The organism is Streptomyces sp. NPDC104381 (assembly GCF_055583745.1).
Genome location: NZ_JBVJNK010000005.1, coordinates 226,497 through 249,809 on the forward strand (window position 1 = coordinate 226,497; position 23,313 = coordinate 249,809).

20 protein-coding genes are annotated in these 23,313 nt (G+C 72.3%); 14 read left to right on the forward strand and 6 right to left on the reverse strand.

Annotation, left to right across the window (positions count from 1 at the left end):
* Positions 1-179: 179 nt before the first annotated feature.
* Genes ACZ607_RS18765 through ACZ607_RS18810 form a run of 10 tightly spaced genes read left to right on the forward strand, consistent with a single transcriptional unit; the run spans position 180 to position 11,408 of the window.
* On the forward strand, positions 180-1,436 hold the full coding sequence (locus ACZ607_RS18765; RefSeq protein WP_469735863.1) for an ATP-grasp domain-containing protein: 1,257 nt from the start codon (positions 180-182) through the stop codon (positions 1,434-1,436).
* Positions 1,433-2,272, forward strand: a complete 840-nt coding sequence (locus tag ACZ607_RS18770; RefSeq protein WP_469735865.1) for a Rossmann-like domain-containing protein — start codon at positions 1,433-1,435, stop codon at positions 2,270-2,272. The genes ACZ607_RS18765 and ACZ607_RS18770 overlap by 4 nt, the downstream gene beginning before the upstream one ends.
* A complete protein-coding gene (locus ACZ607_RS18775) occupies positions 2,269-3,354 on the forward strand; it encodes a PLP-dependent cysteine synthase family protein (RefSeq protein WP_469735867.1) in 1,086 nt (361 codons plus the stop codon). Before ACZ607_RS18770 ends, ACZ607_RS18775 begins: the two co-directional genes overlap by 4 nt.
* On the forward strand, positions 3,351-4,418 hold the full coding sequence (locus tag ACZ607_RS18780; RefSeq protein ID WP_469735869.1) for an enolase C-terminal domain-like protein: 1,068 nt from the start codon (positions 3,351-3,353) through the stop codon (positions 4,416-4,418). The genes ACZ607_RS18775 and ACZ607_RS18780 overlap by 4 nt, the downstream gene beginning before the upstream one ends.
* Positions 4,415-5,680 carry an MFS transporter gene (locus ACZ607_RS18785; protein WP_469735871.1) on the forward strand — a complete coding sequence of 422 codons (1,266 nt, stop codon included), beginning with the start codon at positions 4,415-4,417 and terminating at the stop codon, positions 5,678-5,680. The genes ACZ607_RS18780 and ACZ607_RS18785 overlap by 4 nt, the downstream gene beginning before the upstream one ends.
* The gene (locus tag ACZ607_RS18790; RefSeq protein ID WP_469735873.1) at positions 5,677-6,516 is read left to right on the forward strand and encodes a class I SAM-dependent DNA methyltransferase; all 840 of its coding nucleotides are present in this window, start codon (positions 5,677-5,679) and stop codon (positions 6,514-6,516) included. The genes ACZ607_RS18785 and ACZ607_RS18790 overlap by 4 nt, the downstream gene beginning before the upstream one ends.
* Positions 6,513-8,108 (forward strand): ABC transporter substrate-binding protein, encoded by a 1,596-nt coding sequence (locus ACZ607_RS18795; RefSeq protein ID WP_469735875.1) that lies wholly within the window; start codon positions 6,513-6,515, stop codon positions 8,106-8,108. Before ACZ607_RS18790 ends, ACZ607_RS18795 begins: the two co-directional genes overlap by 4 nt.
* The gene (locus tag ACZ607_RS18800; protein WP_469735877.1) at positions 8,105-9,058 is read left to right on the forward strand and encodes an ABC transporter permease; all 954 of its coding nucleotides are present in this window, start codon (positions 8,105-8,107) and stop codon (positions 9,056-9,058) included. Before ACZ607_RS18795 ends, ACZ607_RS18800 begins: the two co-directional genes overlap by 4 nt.
* Positions 9,055-9,864, forward strand: coding sequence for an ABC transporter permease (locus ACZ607_RS18805; protein WP_469735879.1), 810 nt, complete (start codon positions 9,055-9,057; stop codon positions 9,862-9,864). The genes ACZ607_RS18800 and ACZ607_RS18805 overlap by 4 nt, the downstream gene beginning before the upstream one ends.
* Positions 9,861-11,408, forward strand: a complete 1,548-nt coding sequence (locus tag ACZ607_RS18810) for an ABC transporter ATP-binding protein (RefSeq protein ID WP_469735881.1) — start codon at positions 9,861-9,863, stop codon at positions 11,406-11,408. Before ACZ607_RS18805 ends, ACZ607_RS18810 begins: the two co-directional genes overlap by 4 nt.
* Before the next feature lie 82 nt (positions 11,409-11,490).
* Here the strand turns inward: ACZ607_RS18810 and ACZ607_RS18815 are convergent, their stop codons facing one another.
* Both ACZ607_RS18815 and ACZ607_RS18820 read right to left on the reverse strand, forming a co-directional pair.
* Positions 11,491-11,961: a hypothetical protein gene (locus tag ACZ607_RS18815; RefSeq protein WP_469735883.1), complete on the reverse strand. Its 471-nt coding sequence runs from the start codon at positions 11,959-11,961 to the stop codon at positions 11,491-11,493.
* Positions 11,962-12,013: 52 nt separating this feature from the next.
* A complete protein-coding gene (locus ACZ607_RS18820; protein ID WP_469735885.1) occupies positions 12,014-12,661 on the reverse strand; it encodes an HD domain-containing protein in 648 nt (215 codons plus the stop codon).
* Positions 12,662-12,929: 268 nt separating this feature from the next.
* Between ACZ607_RS18820 and ACZ607_RS18825 the strand changes: the two genes are divergently transcribed.
* The 4 genes from ACZ607_RS18825 to ACZ607_RS18840 all read left to right on the forward strand — a co-directional run bounded on the left by ACZ607_RS18825 (position 12,930) and on the right by ACZ607_RS18840 (position 19,423).
* Positions 12,930-14,435, forward strand: a complete 1,506-nt coding sequence (locus tag ACZ607_RS18825) for a carboxylesterase/lipase family protein (protein ID WP_469735887.1) — start codon at positions 12,930-12,932, stop codon at positions 14,433-14,435.
* A 202-nt stretch (positions 14,436-14,637) separates the two neighbouring features.
* Complete coding sequence (locus ACZ607_RS18830) at positions 14,638-15,771, forward strand: S1 family peptidase (RefSeq protein ID WP_469736618.1); 1,134 nt, start codon at positions 14,638-14,640, stop codon at positions 15,769-15,771.
* Between the two features lie 682 nt (positions 15,772-16,453).
* On the forward strand, positions 16,454-17,569 hold the full coding sequence (locus ACZ607_RS18835) for a DUF1996 domain-containing protein (RefSeq protein WP_469735889.1): 1,116 nt from the start codon (positions 16,454-16,456) through the stop codon (positions 17,567-17,569).
* 87 nt (positions 17,570-17,656) lie between these two features.
* Positions 17,657-19,423 carry a galactose-binding domain-containing protein gene (locus ACZ607_RS18840; protein WP_469735891.1) on the forward strand — a complete coding sequence of 589 codons (1,767 nt, stop codon included), beginning with the start codon at positions 17,657-17,659 and terminating at the stop codon, positions 19,421-19,423.
* Between the two features lie 123 nt (positions 19,424-19,546).
* On the opposite strand, the gene ACZ607_RS18845 is transcribed toward ACZ607_RS18840, so the two are convergent.
* The 4 genes from ACZ607_RS18845 to ACZ607_RS18860 form a co-directional block, all read right to left on the reverse strand.
* The gene (locus tag ACZ607_RS18845) at positions 19,547-19,927 is read right to left on the reverse strand and encodes a hypothetical protein (RefSeq protein WP_099175750.1); all 381 of its coding nucleotides are present in this window, start codon (positions 19,925-19,927) and stop codon (positions 19,547-19,549) included.
* 131 nt (positions 19,928-20,058) lie between these two features.
* Positions 20,059-21,417 (reverse strand): GH1 family beta-glucosidase, encoded by a 1,359-nt coding sequence (locus ACZ607_RS18850; RefSeq protein ID WP_469735893.1) that lies wholly within the window; start codon positions 21,415-21,417, stop codon positions 20,059-20,061.
* A gap of 20 nt (positions 21,418-21,437) precedes the next feature.
* Entirely contained in the window at positions 21,438-22,277 is an 840-nt protein-coding gene (locus ACZ607_RS18855) for a carbohydrate ABC transporter permease (RefSeq protein WP_469736620.1), read from the reverse strand.
* Positions 22,278-22,299: 22 nt separating this feature from the next.
* A complete protein-coding gene (locus ACZ607_RS18860) occupies positions 22,300-23,310 on the reverse strand; it encodes a carbohydrate ABC transporter permease (RefSeq protein WP_469735895.1) in 1,011 nt (336 codons plus the stop codon).
* Positions 23,311-23,313 lie beyond the last annotated feature (3 nt).

A 23,313-nucleotide genomic window follows, 5' to 3' on the forward strand; every position in this document is an offset into this window, starting at 1 on the left:
AATTCCACTCCGGTCCGGCGCGTGACGCAACGGAAGCCGGGTGCCCGGTACACATGACGCTGTTTTAGATGACAATGAAAACGATTGTCGATAACGTGTGTGCGGTCGGGCCGGACGCCTCCGCGCAGGGGTGGCCTCTGCCTGCCCGCAATCCCAACGCACTGTGAGAAGGGGAGCTCGTGGCTCATCTGTTGGTGGTCGAGAGCTGGGTCGGATCGATGAGCAGACTGCTGCCGCGGGCCCTGGGGGAGGCGGGGCACCACTTCACCTTCCTCACCCGCGACCTGCACCACTACCTCCGCACGGCACCGGAGGGGACGGAACATCCGCTGCTCACCGCCCGTAACGTCGTCACGGCGCCCACCAATGACGTCGACACGCTGCTTCCGCAGGTCGAACGGCTGCACGGCGCTCTGGGCTTCGACGGGGTGATCACCTCCTGTGACTACTACCTGCCGACCGCCGCCCGGATCGCCGCCCGGCTGGGACTGCCGGGCCCCTCCGCCGACGCCATGGAGAACGCCTGCCGCAAGGACTCCACCCGCCGGGTCCTGGCCGCCGCCGGTGTCCCCGGGCCCCGCTTCGCGGTCTGCGCGGACGGGGCGGAGGCCGCCGTGGCCGCCCGGGGCATCGGCTATCCGCTGGTGGTCAAGCCGGTGGACCTCTGCGCGGGCATGTTCGTACGTCGGGTCGACGACGCGGAACAACTGGCCGCGGCCTGCGAGGCGCTGGCCGGCTTCCCGCACAACGCCCGGGGGCAGCGGCGCTCGCCGCACATCCTGCTGGAGGAGTTCCTCGACGGTCCCGAGGTGAGCGTCGAGACCGTGACCCGGCGGGGCGTCGCCCACGTCGTCGGCGTGACGGACAAGAGCGTCGGAGGGGCCCCGGCCTTCGTCGAGACCGGCCACATGTTCCCGGCCGCCCTGACCCCGGACGACCTCGCCGCCGCCACCGGCACCGCCGTCGACGCCGGGGCGGCGCTCGGCCTCGACGACGTCGTGGCGCACACCGAGATCAAGCTGACGGCCGACGGGCCCCGGGTCGTGGAGGTCAACCCCCGCCCGGCGGGCAACCGCATCACCGAGCTGGTCCGGCACGTCACCGGGATCGACCTCGCCGCAGCCTGCGTCGACGTGGCCCTCGGCCGGGAGCCCGACCTCCGCCGCCGTGACACCGGACTGCGCAGCGCGGCCATCGGATTCCTCGTGCCCGGCACCACCGGCACCCTCGCGTCCGTGGAGGGTGCCGATGGGGTGCGGGGAGCCGACGGAGTCCTGGAGGTCCAGGTCGCCGAGGCCGGCCGTACGGTCGAGGCGGCGGACAGCAACAACGCGTACCTCGGGCACATCATGGCGGGCGACACCGCCGGGCTCGGCGCCCGGGCCCGTGTCGAGGCCCTGCTCGCGGACGTACGCCCCCTGCTGGTGCGCTCATGACGGCGGCCCCGCACGCCCCCGCCCCGTGTCTCGACACCCTTCTCGGCCAGGCCCTCGCCGGTGAGCTCGGCCCGGACCCGTCGACCCGCCGTATCGCCGTGGCCTTCACGACGTCCCAAGCCGTACGGCACGACGGCCGGAGCGGCGGATACCGCAACGAGGTCCTCAGCCTGCGCCTCGACCGAGCCGTCGGATCGTGCTCCACCGAACCCGGCGCACTGCGGGCCGGAACCGTCGATGACTGCGCCGGCGCCGACCTGGCCGCCCTCCTGCGACACCCGCTGCTGCCGGTGCGCGTCGCGGCCCTGGACGCCTACCTGATGGACGTCACCCCGCACACCCGGGCCCACGGCGCGCAGCCGGTGACCGTCCCGGCCGGCAGCTCACTGGAGCGTTCACGGGCACGGGCCGCCGCCGTGGCCGACCTGCTGGACGTGCGGCCCGGCGGCGCCGTCCTGGTCGTCGGCGTCGTCAACTCCCTGCTGGCGGAGCTGCGTTCGCGCGGCCTCACCTGCATTCCCTGCGACCTCAAGGGCGGCACCACCGAGTGGGGCGAGCCGATCAGCACCGACGCGCTCGCCGAGATCGACCGCTGCGACGCCGTACTGGCCTCCGGCATGACGCTCGGCAACGGCACCTTCGACCCGCTGCGCAGGAGTGCCCGGGAGCGCGGCAAGCCCCTGGTCATGTTCGCCCAGACCGGGAGCGCGGTCCTGCCCCGCTTCCTGGGCGCCGGGGTGGCCGCGGTGTGCGCCGAGCCGTACCCCTTCTTCTGGCTCGACGGCGGACCCGGCACCATCCACCACTACCGCGCGGACGACGGAGGCACCTCGTGACCACGGCATCCCTGCCCGCCCTCGCCCCCAACCGCGAACTCCTCGCCCTCCTCGGCCGCACACCGCTGGCCAGGATCACCACCGCGCTGCCCCTGCCCCACCCCGGCTTCTGGGCGAAGCTCGAAGGCCAGGCCGTCGGCGGCATGAAGGCGCGGGCCGCCGTCTCCATGCTCCTGGGCGCCGAGGAACGCGGCGAACTGCTCCCCGGCGCACCGGTCGTGGAGTCGACCTCCGGCACGCTCGGCATAGGACTCGCCTTCGCCGGCCAGGCCCTCGGGCACCCCGTCGTGCTCGTCGGCGACAGCGAACTGGAGCCGTCCATGCGCCAGTTGCTCCGCTCGTACGGCGCGCGCCTCGAACTCGTGGACCGTCCCGCCACGCGTGGCGGCTGGCAGGGTGCCCGCCTGGAGCGGCTGCACGACCTGCTGGCCCGGCTGCCCGGCGCGTACTGGCCCGACCAGTACAACAACCCCGACAACACGGCGGGGTACGCCACGCTCGCGGCCGAACTGGCCACCCAGCTCGACCACCTCGACATCCTCGTCTGCAGCGTCGGCACCGGGGGCCACAGCGCCGGGATCGCCGGACCGCTGCGCAGACACTGGCCCGGCCTCCGCCTCATCGCCGTCGACTCCACCGGGTCCACCATCTTCGGACAGGCTGCCGCGCCCCGCCTGATGCGCGGCCTCGGCAGCAGCATCCATCCGCGCAACGTCGCCTACGACGCCTTCGACGAGGTCCACTGGATCGGCCCGGCCGAAGCGGCCGACTCCTGCCGGCGCCTCGCCCGGGGCAACTTCGTCAGCGGCGGCTGGAGCACCGGAGCCGTGGCCCGCGTCGCCGCCTGGGCCGCCCGCACCCACCCGGGGGCCGCCGTCGCCACCGTCTTCCCCGACGGGCCCCACCGCTACCTCGGCACGGTCTACGACGACGACTTCATGACCGCCCACCAGCTGGACCCCGGCCGCGCGGCCGGACTCCCCGTCGACGTCCCGCACCCACGCACCCCGTACTCCGGGGGCTGGGCCCGGTGCACCACCGTCACCGACCCCCTGGCCGAACGCCTGGAGAGGCAGCCGTGAAGCTCACCCAGCACACCGTGCGGCTCGTCCTCGCCGAGCCGCTGCGCATCTCACGGTCGACCATGGCCGCCCGGGACGCCGTGCGCCTCACCATCGAGCACGAAGGCCTCAGCGGTCACGGCGAGGCCGTCACCAGTGTCTTCTACGGCCTCGACACGGTGGCTCTGCAACGCCTCGCCGCCCGGACCGGCGAGGCGATCGGCCGCTTCGCCGGACCGGAGACCGCCCTGCACGCGCTGCGCGCCGACGAGCTCATGGCGCCCGGCACCCCGGCCGCCGTCACCGCCGCCACCGAGGCCGCGCTCCTCGACCTGGTCGGCAAGCGCACCGCCACCGCCGTCCACCGCTTCCTCGGATCCCCCGTGGCACCGAGGGCCGCCACCGCGCGCACGATCTCCCTGACCTCGCCGGGGCGTGCGGCCGTCCAGGCCCGCAGGCTCGCCGACGCCGGGTTCTCCGTCATCAAGATCAAGGCGGGCGACCCCGACCAGGACGCGGATCTGGACCGGGTGCGCGCCGTCCGCGCCGCCGCACCGGCCGCCCGCCTCCTCCTCGACCCCAACGGCGCCTGGTCGGCCGCGCAGGCCCGGGCGCTCCTGCCCCGGTTCGCCGACCTCGGCATCGAAGCCGTGGAGCAGCCCCTCGCCCCCGGCGACCCGGAAGCCCTCGCGCGGCTCGCCGCCCGCTCACCCGTACCCGTCATCGCGGACGAGGACGCCGTCACGTACGAGGACGCGCGGCGGCTCGCCGGACGCGTCCACGGGATCAACGTCAAACTCGCCAAATGCGGCGGGGTGCACGCCGCTCTGCGCATCGCCGCCCTGATCGAGGACAGTGGCACGGACCTGATGCTCGGCTGCCTGACCGCCAGCACCCTGGGCATCGCCCCCGCCGTCCACATCGCCGACCGGGCCCGCTGGACCGACCTCGACGGACACCTCCTGCTCGCCCACGACCCCTGGACCGGCGTCGGGGGCGAGGACGGGTTCGTCTCGGCCGGCGGGCTGCCCGGGCTCGGCGTACGGCCCCGCACCGAGGCCGGGGCCCGGAGGGCCGCCTCATGAGGACCTGGCACGAGATCCGCGGATTCCCCCTCGCCATCCGCCTGCTGCTGGTCAATCAGCTCGGCGTCAACACGGGCTTCTACCTCCTCGTCCCGTACCTCGCCACCCACCTCGGCGACAACCTGGGCATGTCGGCCGCCGTCGTCGGGATCGTCCTCGGCGTACGCAACCTCAGCCAGCAGGGCCTCTTCCTCATCGGCGGGTCCGCGGCCGACCGGCTCGGCGCACGCGGCGTCATCATCGCCGGCTGCGCGATACGCACCGTCGGCTTCGCCCTCTTCGCGCTCGGCGACGGACTGCCCGTCCTGCTCGCCGCCTCCGTGCTCAGCGGAGTGGCCGGCGCCCTGTTCAACCCCGCCGTCCGCACCTATCTCGCCCAGGAGGCGGGGGAGCGCAGGGCCGAGGCGTTCGCCCTGTTCAACGTCTTCGCGACGACCGGCGCCCTGGTCGGACCGCTCCTCGGCAGCGCCCTGCTCCTCGTCGACTTCCGGGCGTCCGCGCTCACCGCCGCCGGGATCTTCGCCCTGCTCACCGTCGCCCAGGCCCTGGTACTCCCCGCACGGGACGCGCCACCGGCCACCGGAAGCGTCACCTCCGACTGGCGTGAAGCCGTCGGCAACCGCGCCTTCCTCGCGTTCGCCCTGGCCATGGTCGGCATGTTCACCCTGGAGAACCAGCTCTATCTGCTGCTCCCCGCGGGTGCCCGCCAGGCCACCGGCTGGGACGGAGCCGCCGGACTCGTCTTCCTGGTGGGGACGGTCGCGGGCATCGCCTTCCAGCTGCGGATCACCCGCGCCCTCAAGGGCCGGGGGACCAGGGGGCGCTGGATTGCCACGGGCCTGGTGCTGATGGGGCTCGCCTTCGTACCGCCGATGCTCGTCGCCGGTACGGACACACCCCCGCACGGCACCCTGGACGCCGCCCTGCGCGCGCTGCCCGTCCTGGCCGGAGCCCTCCTGCTCCATCTGGGCGTCATGATCGCGCAGCCTTTCGTCATGGAGCTGATCCCCGCCTTCGGACGGCAGGCCCTGACCGGCACGTACTTCGGGATCTTCTACGCCGTCTCCGGCATCGCCGCCGCCGTCGGCAACGCGGCCGTCGGCCGGGCCATGGACCTCGCCGGACGCGGCGGCACGGCCGCGCTGCTCCCCTGGGGCTGCTGCCTCGCGGCCGGACTCGCCTCGGCGGCCGCCGTGACCTGGCTGCACCGCAACGGATCCCTGCCCCGGACCCGGCCCGCCCCGGTGGCGGTGGCGGCATGAAGCACCGTACGGGGAATCTGCTCACCGACCGCCCCGAGCTGTACGAGGCACGGTTCCCGGACCCCGGACGTCTCGCCGGACGGTGGGCCGAGGACCTCCTGCGACGGTACGGCGCCGGGCCGGCCGTCCTGGACCTCGGATGCGGGACCGGGCGCGACGCCGCCCGCCTCCACGCCGCCGGACGCCGTGTCACCGGTGCCGATCTCTCCGGCACCATGCTCGCCCACGCCCGCGCGCACCACCCCGGCCCCGTCTACGTACAGGCCGATCTCAGCCGGTTCGATCTCGGACAGCACGCCTTCGACGCCGTGGTGTGCCTGGACAGTTCGCTGCTGTACTGCCACACCAACGCACAGCTCGACGGATTCCTGGCGTCCTGCCGGCGCACCCTGGTGCCCGGTGGCCTGCTGGTCGCGGAGATGCGCAACGGCGCGTACTTCCTCGGCCGGGACGCCCCGCCCACCGCACCCACCGTCTCCCGCTTCACCTGGCACGGCACGACGTACCGCTCGACCACCGCACTGCGCGTCGACCGCGCCGCCCAGCTCCTGCGGCGTACCCGCCGCTGGACCGCCGACGACGGCAGCCCGCCCGTCGAGGAGCACTCCGCGTGGCGACTGCTCCTGCCCCAGGAACTGCGCCACTTCCTCACCGTGCACGGCTTCGAGGTCCTCGCCCTGTACGACGGCCCCGGGCCCCGCACCGAACCGCTCTGGCGACCCGGCGACGAACCAGGTGACGCCGCCGACGGCGACCGGATCCACCTCGTCGCGAGAACCCCCGCCGTCACCACACCCGCCCCTTCCGCACAGCCGGAAACAGGAGAACAACCATGACCGCACCGGCCGACCGACCGACACGCTCCCCCGGCCCGCACAGGCGGGACTTCCTCGCCGCCGCCGGGGGAGTGGCCGGCTTCAGCGCCCTCACCCTCGCCGGTTGCTCCGGCTCTCCGGCCACCGAGGCCGCGTCCGGCAAGGGCGACGGCACCCCCCGGCGCGGCGGACGGCTGCGCGCCGCCTTCGCCGGAGGCGGCGCGAGCGAGACCCTCGACCCGCACCTGGGCAACCTCTTCGCCGATGCCGCCCGCAGCAAGGCCCTCTTCGACAAGCTCGCCGACTACGGCGCCGACCTGTCCGCGGTGCCGCGCCTGGCCGAGAAGTGGGAGTCGAACACGGGCCTCGACCGCTGGACCGTCACCCTGCGTCAGGCGGAGTTCCACGACGGCACACCCGTGACCGCCGCCGACGTCCTCTACAGCTACCGCCGCATCGCCGACCCCGAGAAGGCGTACCGTGCCCGCGCGTCCCTGGAACCCATCGACCTGAAGGCCAGCCGCGCCACGGGCGAGCGCACCGTCGACTTCGTCCTCAAACGGCCCACGGCCGAATTCCCCAACGTCATAGCCGCGTTCGGCACGTACATCGTCAAGGACGGCGCCACCTCCTTCGACCGCGCCCCGGTCGGCTCCGGCCCCTTCCGCTTCGTCTCCTTCACCCCCGGCCGCTCCACCGTCCTGCGGCGCAACGACACCCACTGGGACGGCGCCCCGCACCTGGACGAGCTCGAATTCGTCGTCGCCAACGAGGAGTCCGCCCGCGTCAACGCCCTCCTCGGCGGCCAGATCGAATACGCCCACGAGCTCAACCCCGCCACCGGGCGCGCCCACGAGAAGGCCGGCGGCATCGAGATCGTCCGGCTCCGCAACAGCGCCATGCAGGCCTTCGCCATGAAGACCGACCGCCCGCCCTTCGACGACCCCCGGGTCCGCGAGGCGTTCTTCCTCATCGCCGACCGCCGGGAACTGGTGGACGGCGCCCTGTCCGGCGCGGGCGAGCAGGGCAACGACCTCTTCGGCAAGGGATACGAGTACTACGCGGACGAACTCCCCCAGCGAGCCCAGGACATCGGCCGCGCCCGCAGCCTTCTCGCGCAGGCGGGCGCCCAGGATCTGAAGGTCACCCTCGACACCTCCGCCGTCGCCGCCGGCTTCACCGAGGCCGCCGGGATCTTCCGGGACCAGGCGGCACGCGCCGGAGTCACCGTCGACGTACGGATGGGAAGCAAGGACTCCTACTGGAAGGACATCCTCGACTCCGGCACCCTGTGCTGCTACCGCTCCGGGGCCATGCCCATCGAGTCCCACATCTCCCAGCGGCTGCTCACCGACTCCACCACCAACGCCACCAAGTGGCAGGACAAGAACTTCGACGCGCTGTACCGGCAGGCGCAGTCCACCAGGGACCGGACCGCCCGCGCCGCCCTCTACGGGCGCATGCAGCGACAGCTGTACACCGAAGGGGGCTTCCTCGTCTGGGGCTTCGGCGACTGGATCCTCGGCACCGCACGCAACCTGCGCGGTGTCGCGCGCGAGGCACCCGCCAACACCCTGGACTGGGCACGCTTCGACAAGGTCTGGCTGGCGTGAACGGACTGCGCTCCTGGATCGCCCGCAGGCTGCTGCTCGGCGCCGTCCAGACCGCGGCCGTCGTCCTGCTGGTCTTCGCACTCACCGAGGCCCTGCCGGGGGACGCCGCCGTCGCCTTCGCCGGGGACCAGCCCGACCCGCAGCGCATCGCGGCCGTCCGCGAGGCCATGGGCCTCGACCGTCCCGCCCACGAGCGCCTGGCCGACTGGGTGCTGGGCCTGCTCCACGGCGACCTCGGCACCTCCCTCACCTCCGGACGGCCCGTGTCCGGATTCCTCGCGGACGGCTTCGGCCCCACCCTGCTCCTCGCCACCGTCACCGTCCTGCTCCTGGTCCCGGCGGGGTTGGGCCTCGGCGTCCTGGCCGCCCGTCACGAGGGGCGGTTCACCGACCGCCTCATCAGCTCCGCGACCCTCGGCGTCTACGCGGTGCCCGAATTCGCCCTCGGCGTCCTGCTGGTGAGCGTCTTCGCGCTGCGGCTCGGCTGGTTCCCGCCGACCGCCGTCGGCTACGGGACAGGACTGCTCGCGCACCCGGCCGTGCTCGTCCTGCCCGTCCTGGTCCTGCTCGCCCGGCCCGTCTGCTCGCTGGCCCGGCTGGTCAGGGCCGGCATGATCGAGGCGCTCGCCGCCCCGTACACCGCCCACGCCCAGCGGTACGGGATCCCCGGCGCCCGCGTCCGCTACGCGCACGCCCTGCCCAACGCCCTCGCCCCCGCCACCCAGCAGCTCGCCAGGACCATCGACTGGCTGCTGTGCGGCGTCATCGTCGTGGAGGCCCTCTACGTGATCCCCGGACTCGGCACCGTCCTCATGAACGCGGTGGCCGACCGCGACATCCCCGTCGTCCAGGGACTCGCGGTGGCCTTCGGTCTCGCCACCGTCGTGCTCAACCTCGGCGCCGACCTCGTCACCCACCGGCTCGCCCCGCGCACGGGGGTGGCGGCGTGAAGCGGCTCCGCGGATACGGGCCCGGGGCCGCCGTCGTCGCGATCCCGCTCGGCCTCGCCCTGGCCGGGCCGTTCCTCGTGGGGGAGCCCACCGCCCGCGCCGCCTCCTTCACCCTCGGCGAAGGGCACCGGCTCGGCACCGACTTCGTCGGCCGCGACGTCGTGCAGCAGGTACTGCTCGGCGGGCGGCCCGTGGTCCTCGTCGCACTGGCGGCCACCGCCCTCGCGTACCTCGTGGCCCTGCCGCTCGGCCTGATCGGCGCGCTCACCCACCGGAGGTGGCTGGAGGAGGTGCTGATGCGTCCGCCGGACGTCCTGCTCGCCGTCCCCTCGCTGCTCATGATCCTTCTCGTCGCCGCCGCCTTCCCGCCGGGAGCGGTGGGGCTCGCGCTGCTGGTGGCCTTCGTCTCCATCCCGGACGCCGCCCGCATCGTGCGCGCGGCCGCCGCGGAAGCCGCGTCCCGGCCCGCCGTGGAGGCCCTGCGCATGCAGGGGGAGAGCTGGTGGCGGATCGCCGTCGGATACGTCGGGCGGTCCATCCTGCGTACCCTGGCCGCCGACGCCGGGATCCGGCTCACCGGCGTGCTCTACCTGGTGGCCACCGCCGCCTTCCTGGGCATCGGGGTCGCCCCGGACGCCGCCGACTGGGCCGTGATGGTCGACCGCAACCGCACCGGACTGCTCATCCAGCCCTGGGCCGTCGTCGTGCCCGCCCTCCTCATCGTGGCCCTCACCATGGGCGGCAACCTGCTCGTCGACGCCGCCATGCAGCGCCGCACCCCGCCCCGGAAGGCCCGTCGCCCATGAACGAGAACCCCGTGCTCGCCTCCGTCACCGGGCTGACCGTGGAGGTCGGCGGGCGGACGCTCGTGGACCACGTCTCGCTGCGGATCCGGCCCGGCACCATCACCGCCCTGGTCGGCGCGTCCGGCAGCGGCAAGACCACGACCGGCCTCGCCCTGCTCGGCGAACACCCCACGGGCGCCCGCGTGACCGGCGAGGTGACGGTCCGCGGCACCCGGATCGGCTACGTCCCCCAGCACCCCGCCGCCGTCCTCAACCCGGCCCGCCGCACCGGAGCCCTGCTGCACGACATGGCACGGCAACAGGTACGGGACCTGCCCCGCACGCAGCGCCGTACGGCGGCACGACAGCGCGTCGCCGAAGCCCTCGCCGACGCCCAGCTGGACGCGTCCGCCGACGTACTGCGCCGCTACCCGCACCAGCTGTCCGGCGGCCAGCAGCAGCGCGTCGTCCTGGCGCAGGCGCTGCTCCTCGGCGCCCGGGTCGTCGTCGCCGACGAGCCCACCACCGGGCAGGACGCCCTGACCAAGCGCCGCATCGTCGACCAGCTCGCGGCGGTGGCCGCCCGGGGCATCGCCGTACTGCTGCTCAGCCACGACCTCGACGTCGTACGCGAACTGGCCGACGACGTACTCGTGATGCGTGGCGGCCGTGTGGTCGAGCAGGGCCCGGCCCACCGGATCCTGGACGGCCCCACGCACCCGTGGACCAAGGAGCTGCTCGCCGAACCGAGGACCCAGCCGTACGCCGACCCCGGGCACGCCGGCGCGGACCTGCTGACGGTCGGCGGGCTCACCGCCCGCCACCGCACGGCCGGCCGCCGCGTCCCCGTGCTGCACGTGGACCGGCTCACGCTCCGCAGCGGCGAATGCCTCGCCGTCGTCGGACGCTCGGGCAGCGGCAAGACCACCCTGGGCCGCTGTCTCGCCGGGCTCCACCGCGACCACACGGGGCAGATCCTGCTCGACGGCACACCGCTGCCGCGCAGCCTGCGCGATCGCGGCCGCGAGGAGCTCGCCGCCGTGCAGTACGTCTTCCAGGACGCCCGGGCCGCCTTCGACGAACACCGGCCGGTCCTGGACCAGGTGGCCCGCACCGCGGTCCGCCTGCGCGGCGCCGCTCACCGGGAGGCGACGGAGGAGGCCCGGCGGACGCTGACGGACCTGGGACTGGACGACGCCCTCGTCCGCAGGACGCCGGGCGGACTGTCCGGCGGCGAACTCCAGCGCGCGGCCCTCGCCCGGGCCCTCCTCGCGCGGCCCCGGGTGCTGGTCTGCGACGAGATCACCTCGGGGCTGGACCCCGTGACCCGCCGCTCCCTGCTGGACCTCCTCGCGACGCTGATCCGGCGCCCCGGCGGGCCGGGCGTCGTGCTGATCACCCACGACCTCGACACGGCGGCACCCGCCACCCGCATCGCCGTGCTGGACGGGGGACACGTGGTCGAGCAGGGGACCAGGGAACAGATCCTGACCGCGCCCCGGCACCCGTTCACGGCCGCGCTGCTCGCCGCGTCACGGAGGTGGGGCGCAGCCGTACGTCCCTGAAGCGGAACCGGGACCATCCGCGCGGACGTACATGCGCCCCGTGGCGGGGGAGGCCCTGGTGCGCGGATGCCCGGGGGAGGGGTCAGCCCGCCCTGCGGTAGGTCAGAGCGAAGTCGTGCTCCCACTCACCGCCGTCGAAACGGACCTCCCAGCCGCCGGTGATGGTGGAGCCGTCCTCGCTGAACGTGCCGGTGAACCGCTGACGGAACTCCAGGGGCGTGAAGTCGGGCGACTCACGCGTGAGCGTCCACACCCTGCCGTCGAAGTCCATCGCGTACAGACGGGCCACGCCCCGTGAATCGAAGTAGTGCTGCGTGTACGCCCCGGTCCCCGGGTCGGCACGGACGACCATCAGGCCGTCCGGAGCCTCGGGGACCGGAATCTCCGTACGCTGCACGAGGAACTGCCCATCGAGGGCCCACTCGAACCAGGTGCGGGCCTTCGGCACCTCACCCGGCGGTGACGACCGGCCCCCGGGGAAGTGCGGTTCCAGCGACCACTCGCCGACGAAGACATCCAGGCGTGCCAGCATCTCCTGCCGTTCCTCGGTCATGACGGTCCCTCCGTTACGGCGCGGTGCGCCCCGGCCGTACCGACGGCGGGCCTCACTCGGGCCACGGCGATTCGAGAATGGTGCGTACGAAGTCACCGCGCTCGAAGCCGGGAACGTAGTGCTGGAGCACGTCGGCCTTGACGTTGCCGAACGTCGTCTCCGGCTTGGGGCGGATCCCCTCGGTGAACGCGGCAAGGATCCGGCGTTTGAAGTCCGGCCGTGGATGGAGCGCGACGACGGCGGCCCGGTCGGCGTCGGAGATGTCGTCGTAGCCGATGCCGAGGACGTCGTACTCCACCCCGGCGGTCACCAGCGCCACCTCGGGCTCCATGAAGGCCGGGATGCCGGGGGTGGTGTGCAGGGCGATCGCCGTCCACACCCGCCGGACGCTGTCCTCGGGCACCCCGCGCGACTGGAGGAACCGGCGCGCCTCGTCCGCGCTGTCCACCTCGAAGCGCCGGCCACTGTCGTGGAAGCGTTCGCCGAGGCCCAGGTCGTGGAACATGGCGCCGATGTACAGGAGTTCCGGGTCGAACGAGAGATCGCGCCGGCGCCCCTGAAGGGCACCGAAGAGGAAGACCCGGTGCGAGTGGTGGTAGACGAGTTCGCCGGTCGTGTCGCGTACGAGCTCGGTGGCCTCGGCCGCGAGCTTCGTGTCCGGTACGTGTACGCCGGCTGCCGGGGACGGGCCGGATGTCATGGTGCCACCGGGCTTCCTGTGCGAAGGGTCGGGAAGGGCGCCTCCAGGATCGGCGCTCCCGGGTGCGGCACGGGACCGACAGGCCGAGGATCGCCCGACTGATTCACCTCGCGGACGGGTTGCCTGCCGGTCGATTCACATCGCGGGCGTGTGGATCGGGGCCCGGCAGGTGTTGGCCGGGGCCACCGGGGCGGTGCGAGGCTTCCCCAGGGGGCATACCGAGGGCCCACCAGGGCGCCCTCGCCAGGGGCCGGACGGGGGAGAAGCGATGCAGACGTTCACGACGGAGGCCGGAGTGGTCGGCGGGCGGAGGTCCGTCCGCGATCCGGGAGTCGTCGAGCTGCGCGGAATCCCCTATGCGGCACCGCCGTTCGGTGCCGGGAGATTCAGGGCCCCGCGCCCCGCCGCACCCTGGGACGGGGTGAGGGAGTGCACCGCCTTCGGGCCCGTCGCCCCGCAGTCGGCCGAGCTGCCCGGATCGCCCGTCTGGTCACCGGGCGACGAGGACATCCTCAGCCTCAACATCTGGACCCCGGGTGGCGTCGGTGACGGGCTGCCCGTGCTCGTCTGGATCCACGGCGGCGCCTACGTCTTCGGCTCCTCCGCCCAGCCGGACTTCGACGGTACGGCGCCGGCCCGGCACGGACTCGTGGTCGTCACCCTCAACTACCGGCTCGGCTTCGAGGGGTTCGGCCATGTCCCGCCCACCCGTGGCGAGGAACCCTGCCCCGACAACCGGGGGTTGCTCGACCAGATCGCCGCGCTGCGCTGGGTGCGGGACAACATCGCCGCGTTCGGCGGCGACCCCGGCCGCGTCACCGTGGCCGGGCAGTCCTCCGGCGCGACCTCGGTCGCCTGCCTGGCGGTGATGGACGCGGCCCGCGGTCTCTTCCGCCGTGCCATCGCGCACAGCGCCGTGAACGCCTGCGCCACCCCGGGGCCCGCCGCCCGCACCACGGCGGAGGTCGCCGCGGCGGCCGGCGTGCCCGCCACGTACGCGGGGCTGGCGTCGGCCTCCCCGGGGACCCTCGTCGACGCCTCCGACCGGGTGGCCGAGAGCTACCGGCGCGACCCTGCCTCGGGGCCGCGCCACTACGACCCGGCGATCTACGGGCCCGTGGCGGGCGTGGCCGGACTGCCCACCGACCCCCTCACGGCGTGTGCCGGGGGAGCGGCTCGCGGGGTGGACCTGATGGTCTGCCACACCATCGAGGAGTACCGGCTGCTGGACGCCGTGGGCAGCTGCGCACGCGTCACCACGGAGCAGCGGCTCGCCACGTTCGCCTCGGACCACCGGCTCCCGGGAACCCTGCTGGACGCCTACCGCTCGCTGATGCCCGAAGCGTCCGTGCACGACCTCTGTCTGGCCGTGTACGGGGACCTGCTGTTCGGCGAGTACAGCAGCAGGCTGGCGGAGTCCCACGCCCGAGCGGGGGGCCGCACCCACCTCTCCCGCTTCGTCCGGCAGCGCGACGGCCGGGGGAGGCCGGTCAGGGCCTGGCACTGCGCCGACATCCCGTTCGCCTTCGGCACCGTCGAGGACGAGAGCGTCCACTTCCTCATCGGAGGGCCTCCCGCCGCCGCCGACCTCGCCCTGGCCGAGCGCATGACGCGGGCATGGGCGGATTTCGCCACCTCGGGTGACCCCGGCTGGCCGCCGGTCACCTCCGGCGCCGTACGGATCTGGGACACCGTGCCGGAGGACGGCGGCGGCCGGTGGGACGCGTTCCGGGCGCCCTGGCGCGACGCGGGACTTCCTCTGCTCACCCCCTGACCGCACGGCTGGTCGCATGGCCGAGGGGTGGTCCCACAGACGCGTCCGCCCGGTCTGTCATTGGCATGGACCTGCCCGTCGAACTGGACTACAGTCCGTAGCGGCACTTCTGAGAGCGCTCTCAGACGGCTCTCGGATGCTTCCTGTTCCACCCCCACGAAGCTGGAACAACAGAAGGGGCACTCCCTTGAGACAGACGACGATGGTGCGGACCGGTCTCTCCGCACTGCTCATCATCGGCACCTGGGCGACCGCCGGCCTGACCCAGGCCTCCGCCGCCGACACCCGTTCCACCTCCGAGCCCCAGGCATCGGCCGGCATCCTCACGGCCATGCAGCGCGACCTCGGGCTGACGAAGAGCCAGGCGGAGGCCAGGCTCACCGCCGAGAAGGCGGCGACGGCCGTCGAGGGCCCGGCGCGCAGCGCGGCCGGGACGGCGTTCGGCGGCTCCTGGTACGACGCGGACAGCGGCCGGCTCACGGTCGCCGTCACGGACAGCGCCAAGTCCGGTGCCGTCCGGGCTGCCGGGGCGGACGTCCGGGTCGTGAACCACACGGCGCGCGAGCTCGACGCCGTGAAGAGCAAGCTGGACGCCCTGTCCGCACCCAGCGGCGTCAGCAGCTGGCACGTCGACCCCGAGGCCAACAGCGTCGTGGTGAACGTCGTCGCCTCCGGGCAGGGTGACAACGATGTCCGTGCCTTCGTCGCGAAGGCCCGTAAGGCGGGTCCCGTCACGGTGGAGCAGACCGCCGAGGCCCCGCAGACCTTCGCCGCCGGAACCGTGGGCGGCGACCCGTACTACACCGGCAACGTCCGGTGTTCCATAGGCTTCTCGGTTCACGGTGGCTTCGTCACGGCCGGCCACTGCGGCCAGGCGGGCGGAGCGGTCAGGGGCTGGGACGGCTCGGCCATCGGCAACTTCCAGGGTTCCTCCTTTCCCGACAACGACTACGCCTGGGTGAACGTGGGCAGCGGCTGGTGGACCGTCCCGGTGGTCCTCGGCTGGGGCACCGTCTCCGACCAGCTGGTCCGCGGCTCCAACGAGGCCCCGATCGGCGCGTCGATCTGCCGGTCCGGCTCGACCACCCACTGGCACTGCGGCAACGTGCTCGCCAAGAACGAGACCGTCAACTACAGCCAGGGCGCCGTCCACCAGATGACCAAGACCAGCGTCTGCGCCGAAGGCGGCGACTCCGGCGGCTCGTTCATCAGCGGCGACCAGGCGCAGGGCGTCACCTCGGGAGGCTGGGGCAACTGCAGCAGCGGCGGTGAGACCTGGCACCAGCCCATCAACGAGATCCTCAACCGTTACGGGCTGACCCTCCACACGGCCTGACGCACGGCTCCGCCGGGTCTTCGCGGGCCCGGCGGTAGTGACCGGTCTGCTGCGGCAGCAGGGTGGCCCCCTGTCGCAGCAGACCTCGGCCGTACCCGGCCCGTGCCCCGGCCCGCAGCCGTGCGCACGGGCTCGACGGCTCATCCCGACCGTACGGGCTCCGGCGGGTCACCCCGTCCCGACAGACCCCGACGGACTTCGACGGCTCATCCGGGTGCGGCGCGCCGTTCGGACGCTCCCGCTGCCCTGCCGTGCGGGTGGCAGCCCTGCGGCCTCCCCGTCACCGGGCGCCGGCACCTTCCTCCGGGCGCTCCCCCCGGCCGGGGCGACCGGACCTCCGACGCGCACCCGCCGCCCGCTCGCTCCGGCCACGCCCCCCGCGATGCCGCCCCGGGCTCCGTCCGCCCCGGTCCGCGCCGCGCCCCGCGATGTCGCCCCCGGGCCCAGTCGGCCCCGCGCGTCCCCCGCACCCCCGGACCGCGCCGCGCCCGCAGCCCGTGTCCAACTTCCTTTGCACCGCGCATGGTTCACGAACTATTGACATGTTCTCAGCCACGGCGTAACACTGGCACCGCCCTGGGAGAGCGCTCTCCCAGAGTTTCCGTACGACGCACCATCCAGCTCCACTCTCCCCCCACCGCGCACCCGATGTGCGCGGACGCAGAGCGGCATGGAGGTCCGCATGGCCGAAAGAATCAGCAGAACCACCCTGGTGTCCGCCCTCGTCATGGTCACCGCACTGGCCCTGGTCGTCATGGGGTTCACCGCGATCACCCGCGCCGGCGCCCCGGCGGCCGAGGCGGCTCCGAGGAGCGCCGGTGACCCGGCCGCGGCGTCCCACGTCATGCAGGGGCACGCGATGGCGGCGGCCGACCCCGTCCCGTCGGGTGACGATCCCGACGGCGACGGGTACATTCCGGCGAACCCGCCGGTCACCGGGGTGGAGCCGTCCACCGAGATCCCGCCCCACCGGTACTTCCACGAGTTCCAGGCGAACTGCTCGGTCAACCACACCGGTTCGGTCGACCCGATCGTCTACCCGGGGCAGACCGGCAAGTCCCACAACCACACGTTCATGGGCAACGACACCACGGACGAGAACAGCACCACCGCCTCGCTGGGCGAGGGCGGCACGGCGTGCAAGGCGCCCGGTGACCTGTCCGCGTACTGGATGCCGACCCTCTACAACGGCGATCAGGAGGTGCGCCCGGTCGGTCCGCAGACCATCTACTACAAGGCGGGTGTCACCGACTACCGGACCGTACGGCCGTTCCCCAAGGGGCTGCGCTTCGTCGTCGGCAGTCCGATGCAGACCGCCGAGGAGTTCCGCAACCACCCCGGCATGGTCGAGGGGTACGAGTGCGGCGAGAGCTACCACAACTACGAGTTCCCGGCCACCTGCCCCACCAGCCAGGACACCCAGCTCAACCTCCGTATGCAGGCGCCCAGTTGCTGGGACGGTCAGCACCTTGACACCCCGGACCACCAGGCCCACATGGCCTATCCGGTCGTGATGGGCGCCAACCAGGACGTCTGCCCGGCCAGTCACCCCGTCGCCCTGCCGATGATCGAGTTCAAGATGGCCTGGCCCGTCAACGGTGACATGTCGCAGGTGAGGCTGGCCAGCGGCACGGGCCACTCCTTCCACTACGACTTCTTCAACGCCTGGGACGACGCGACCCTGGACGCGATGGTCGGCCACTGCATCGTGGGCGGCCTGCAGTGCGACGCCCGGGGCTACGACCAGAACAACCCCGGTGAGGGGGCCGCCCTGGACGAGAACTACGAACTTCCCTGATCGCACCGCCTCTCCCTCATGGGTGCACCGCGCCCATGAGGGAGAGCGCTCTCCCATCCCTCTCCCCCCACTAGGAGCTGTCTCCTCATGAAATGGTCACGTCTCACCCCCACGGCCCGCGGCCGACGGCGTACGACGGCACGTCTCGCCGTCGCCGCCCTCGTCGCCGCGGGAGCCGCCGCCCTGCCCGTGCCCGCCGCGCAGGCGGCCGGCAGCGTGGTGAAGGTCGAGGGATCGCAGGGCGCCTGGAAGCTGACCGTCGACGGTGCGCCGTACACGGTGAAGGGCCTGACCTGGGGCCCGGCCGTCGCCGACGCCGGGACGTACATGCCGGACGTCAGGTCGATGGGCGTCAACACCATCCGGACCTGGGGCACCGACGCCACCACGAAGCCGCTGCTGGACAGCGCGGCCGACAACGGCATCAAGGTCGTCGCCGGCTTCTGGCTCCAGCCGGGCGGCGGCCCGGGCAGCGGTGGGTGCGTCAACTACCTGACGGACACCGGCTACAAGAACGACATGCTCGCCGAGTTCCCCAAGTGGGTGGAGACCTACAAGGACCACCCGGGCGTCCTCATGTGGAACGTGGGCAACGAGTCCGTGCTCGGCCTCCAGAACTGCTACAGCGGCGACGCCCTCGAACAGCAGCGGGACGCGTACACGACGTTCGTCAACGACATCGCCAAGAAGATCCACGCGGTCGACCCCGACCACCCGGTCACCTCGACCGACGCGTGGACCGGGGCATGGCCGTACTACAAGAAGAACGCCCCGGACCTCGACCTGTACGCGGTGAACTCGTACGGAGCCGTCTGCGACATCCAGAAGTACTGGGAGGACGGGGGCTTCGACAAGCCGTACATCGTGACCGAGGGCGGCCCCGCCGGTGAGTGGGAGGTGCCCGACGACGCCAACGGCGTACCGGACGAGCCGACCGACGTGGCCAAGGCGGCGGGTTACGGCAAGGCGTGGCAGTGCATCACCGACCACTCCGGAGTGGCGCTGGGCGCGACCCTGTTCCACTACGGCACCGAGTACGACTTCGGCGGGGTCTGGTTCAACCTGCTCCCGGCAGGCCAGAAGCGGCTCTCGTACTACGCGGTGAAGCAGGCGTACGGAGCCGACACCTCGGGCGACAACACGCCGCCCGTGATCAGCGGCATGACGGTGGAGAACTCCTCGGCCGTCCAGGCCGGCAAGCCCTTCACGGTCAAGGCCTCGATCTCCGACCCCGACGGTGACCCGCTCACCCACCAGGTGCTGCTCGGCAGCAAGTACGTGGACGACAGCGGACAGCTCAACGACGCGCGGTTCACGGACAAGGGCGACGGTACCTTCGAGGTCACCGCTCCCGACCGCCTCGGTGTGTGGAAGGTCTACATCAAGACCTCGGACGGCAAGGGCAACGTCGGCATCGAGACGAAGTCCTTCAAGGTCGTCCCGCCCGAGGTCGGCGGCACGAACCTGGCGGCGGGCAAGCCGGCCACCGCGTCCACCTTCCAGCCGGACAGCACCGGCTGCCCCTGCCCCGCGGGCAACGCGGTCGACGGGTCCTACGACACCCGTTGGGCCAGCGACTGGGCCGACCAGCAGTGGATCCAGGTCGACCTCGGGGCGAGGACCGCGTTCGACCATGTGCAGCTCGCGTGGGAGACCGCGTACGCCAAGGGGTACACCCTGCAGACCTCGGACGACGGCCAGAACTGGACCACCGTCCACACCGTCACCGAGGGCAACGGCGGCATCGACGACATCGACGTCGCAGGTGAGGCGCGCTACGTACGGGTGAACACCAGCGTGCGCGGCACCCCCTGGGGCTACTCGCTCTACGAGTTCGGCGTCTACCGGAGCTGACCGCCCGCAGAACCCGCCGCACCGTCCCACTCCCCGCCGTCGGTGCGGCCGGACAGTCCGCGGCGGGCCACGGAACCCCGTGGCCCGCCGCGGACCCGTTCACGGCGAGATTCCTGCCGGCCCCTAGAGAGGTTCCTCGGGGCCCTCGTCACCCGTGCTCAGCTCCTCGGCCCGCAGCGCCAGATCCTGGAGCACATCGGCCGAAGTCACGTCCTCCTGTCCGGAGTCGTGGATCTGGGCGAGCGCGATGAAGGCGAGGGTGAACGCTCCGACCAGTTGTTCGACGGCACCGCCGACCTCGCGCCCCACCAGAGCGGCCATCTCCTCCACGGTCGCGTCGGAGGGGATGGCGATGTGCGGCATCGTCTCGTTGAGGAGGGTCGTCACCATGCTCTCGCCGGCGTCCGGGTCGACGCCGCCGGCGTCCCCCTCGGCATGGCGCTGTATCTCGCCCGCCTCCGTGAGGATGCCGATCACTCGCTTGAGGACTTCGCTCTGCTCCATACGGCGAGCATAAGCGCCGGACCTCCCACGTCCGATCGCCCACCTGCGGTGTGCCGAACGACAAGCACCCCCGGACACCGGCAGGTGGGGCCGCCGGGCCGGGGGTTCGGGCCGTCGCCCGGGGAAAGGGCTCAGGCCGCCGTGCGGGGCCTGCCGCCCGAGAACGCGCGGATCAGCTCCGCGTACCGCCGCCCGCTCGTCTTGACCGTGCGGCGCTGCGTCTCGTAGTCGACGTGGACCAGGCCGAAACGCTTGTCGTAGCCGTACGCCCATTCGAAGTTGTCCAGGAGCGACCAGGCGAAGTAGCCGGCCAGTGGCGCGCCCCTGCCCACGGCGCGGGCGCAGGCGGCCAGGTGCTCCTCCAGGTACCGGGTGCGTTCGGGATCGTGCACCGAGCCGTCGGGGCCGACGACGTCCCGGTAGGCCGAGCCGTTCTCGGTGACATGGATCCGCCGGGCGCCGTACTCCTCGGTGAGGCGGAGCAGCAGCTGCTCCAGGCCCTCGGAGTGGACCTCCCAGTCCATGGCGGTCCGCCGGGAACCGGGCAGTTGTACCTGCCGGGCGTGGGGGACGGGACCGTCCGGGTCGTCGGTGACGATCTGGCGGAAGTAGTAGTTCAGCCCGATCCAGTCGAGTGGCGCCGCGATGGTCTCCAGGTCGCCCGGGCGCAGGGGAAGTCCGACTCCGTAGAGGTCGAGCATGTCCTGCGGGTAGCCACGGCCGTGGATGGGGTCCAGCCACCACCGGTTGATGTGGCCGTCGGCCCGTGCGGCGGCGGCGAGGTCGGCCGGGCTCTGGCTCGCCGGCTCGATCGGGCTGAGGTTGTTCACGATGCCGACCCGGGCGTCCGGGACCAGTGCGCGGATCGCCCGTACGGCCAGACCGTGGCCGAGGTGGAGGTGGTACGAGGCGCGGACGGCGGCGGTCAGATCGGTCAGACCAGGAGCCATCCGCCCCTCCAGATGGCCGATCCACGCCGAGCAGAGCGGCTCGTTGAGCGTCGCCCAGTCCTTGACCCGGTCGCCGAGGCGTTCGACGACGACGGAGGCGTACGCCGCGAAGTGCTCGGCGGTCTCGCGGACGGTCCAGCCGCCCCGGTCCTGGAGCACCTGCGGCAGGTCCCAGTGGTAGAGCGTGGCGAACGGGGTGATCCCGGCCTCCAGGAGCCCGTCCACGAGGCGGTCGTAGAAGTCGAGACCGGCCTTGTTCACCGGGCCGTCGCCCCCGGGGACGACCCGGGGCCAGGCCACCGAGAACCGGTAGGCGCCCGCCCCGAGCTGCTTGATCAGGCCGATGTCCTCGGGGACCCGGTGGTAGTGGTCGCAGGCCACGTCGCCGGTGTCGCCGTTGTCGACGGCGCCCGGGGTGTGGGAGAAGGTGTCCCAGATCGAGGGGGAGCGGCCGTCCTCGGCCACGGCACCCTCGATCTGGTACGCGGCCGTCGCCACACCCCAGGTGAAGTCGTCCGGGAGAGCGCTGAGATCGTTCACCGACTGCCTTTCCGGATCGGTCACTTGACGGCCCCCGCGGTGAGCCCGGCGACGAGGTAGCGCTGCAGCAGCAGGAACCCGACGACGACGGGCAGGCTGACGACGAGCGAGGCCGCCATGACCTGGTTCCAGTACACGTCGTTCAGCGTGGAGTAGCCCTGGAGGCCCACCGCGAGGGTGCGGGTGGCGTCGTTGGTCATGACGGAGGCGAACAGCACCTCGCCCCACGCCGTCATGAACGCGTACACGGAGACGGCGACGATGCCCGGCACGGCGGCCGGCACGACCACCCGGAAGAGGGCGCGGATCGGGCCGCAGCCGTCCACCATGGCGGCCTCGTCCAGGTCCCTCGGGATGGAGTCGAAGTAGCCGATCAGCATCCAGATGGAGAAGGGCAGCGAGAACGTCAGGTACGTGAGGATCAGCCCGCCCCGCGAGCCGTAGAGCGCCAGGCCGGTGCTGTTGCCGATGTTGACGAAGATGAGGAACAGCGGGAGGAGGAAGAGGATCCCCGGGAACATCTGAGTGGAGAGCACCGTGACGGTGAAGACGCGCTTGCCGCGGAAGCTGTAGCGGCTCACGGCATAGGCCGAGAACACCGCGATCACCACGGAGAGGACGGTCGCGGAGCCGGCCACGATCAGCGAGTTCACGAAGTACTTGGCGAGCGGGACCGTCTCCCAGATGTCGAAGTACGGCTGCACGGTCAGTCCGTGCGGGATCCACCGGAACTTCCCCGACACCTCCTGGAGCGGCTTCAGCGAGCTGCTGATCATCACGTAGACCGGCAGCAGGACGAAGCCCGTGAGCAGGGTCAGGACGACGCGGCGGGTCCAGAGGAACGACTGCGGCGCGGCCATGGGGGACCGGCGGGCGGCGCGGCTAGGCACGGGAAGCCTTCCTTCCGCGTGAGGTGAGGAACAGGTAGACGGCCGTCACGGCCAGGAGGAAGAGCAGCAGCAGCACGGACATCGCCGAGCCGGTGCCGAAGTTCCAGGTGACGAACGACGACTGGTAGATGTGGATCGAGATGAGGTCGGCGCTCGCGGGAGCCGACTTCCCGAACAGCACGTACGGCGTGTTGAAGTCGTTGAACGTCCACAGGAAGAGCACGAGCACCAGCACCTGGTTGACGGGGCGCAGTGAAGGCAGCGTGATCTTGCGGATCTGCTGCCAGATCCCGGCGCCGTCGATCGAGGCGGCCTCGTACAGCTCGCGCGGGATGTTCTGCAGCGCGGCCATCAGCATGAGGAAGGCGAAGGGCCAGCCCTTCCAGACCGAGACGATGATCAGCGCGTAGATGCTGTTGTCGCCGATCAGCCAGAAGGACGGCTGGTCGGTCAGTCCCAGCTGGTCGTGGAGGACGTGGTTCACCAGCCCGTTGTCCCGCTGGAACATGAACGCCCAGGTGATGACCGCCGCGTAGACCGGCAGGGCGTACGGGACGAGGAAGATCGTCCGCAGGATGCCGCGGCCCCGGAAGCTCTCCTGGAGCATGATCGCCGCGGCGACCCCGAGGAGCCACGCGAGACCGACGGCGAAGAACGTGAAGACACAGGTGACGAAGAAGGAGTGGAGGAGGGCCTCGCCGATCGGCGCGTCGAAGTCGACGGAGAGCCTGTAGTTGTCCAGGCCGCTCCAGGGCGCGGCGCTCCAGTTGTTGATGAAGAACTGGGTGAGCTGACGGAAGCTCATCACGATGCCGACGATCATCGGGATCAGATGGATGAGCAGTTCGAGGAGGACTGCGGGGAGGAGCAGGAGGTAGGGGAGCCCGCCTTGGCGGATCCGCTCGGGGATGCGCGGCATCCTGCGGCGCGCACCCCCGCTGCCCCGGCTCGTACCCCCGGCCGACGTGGCGGGCCCGGGGTCGGTGGTCACGGTGGCGGTCATGGA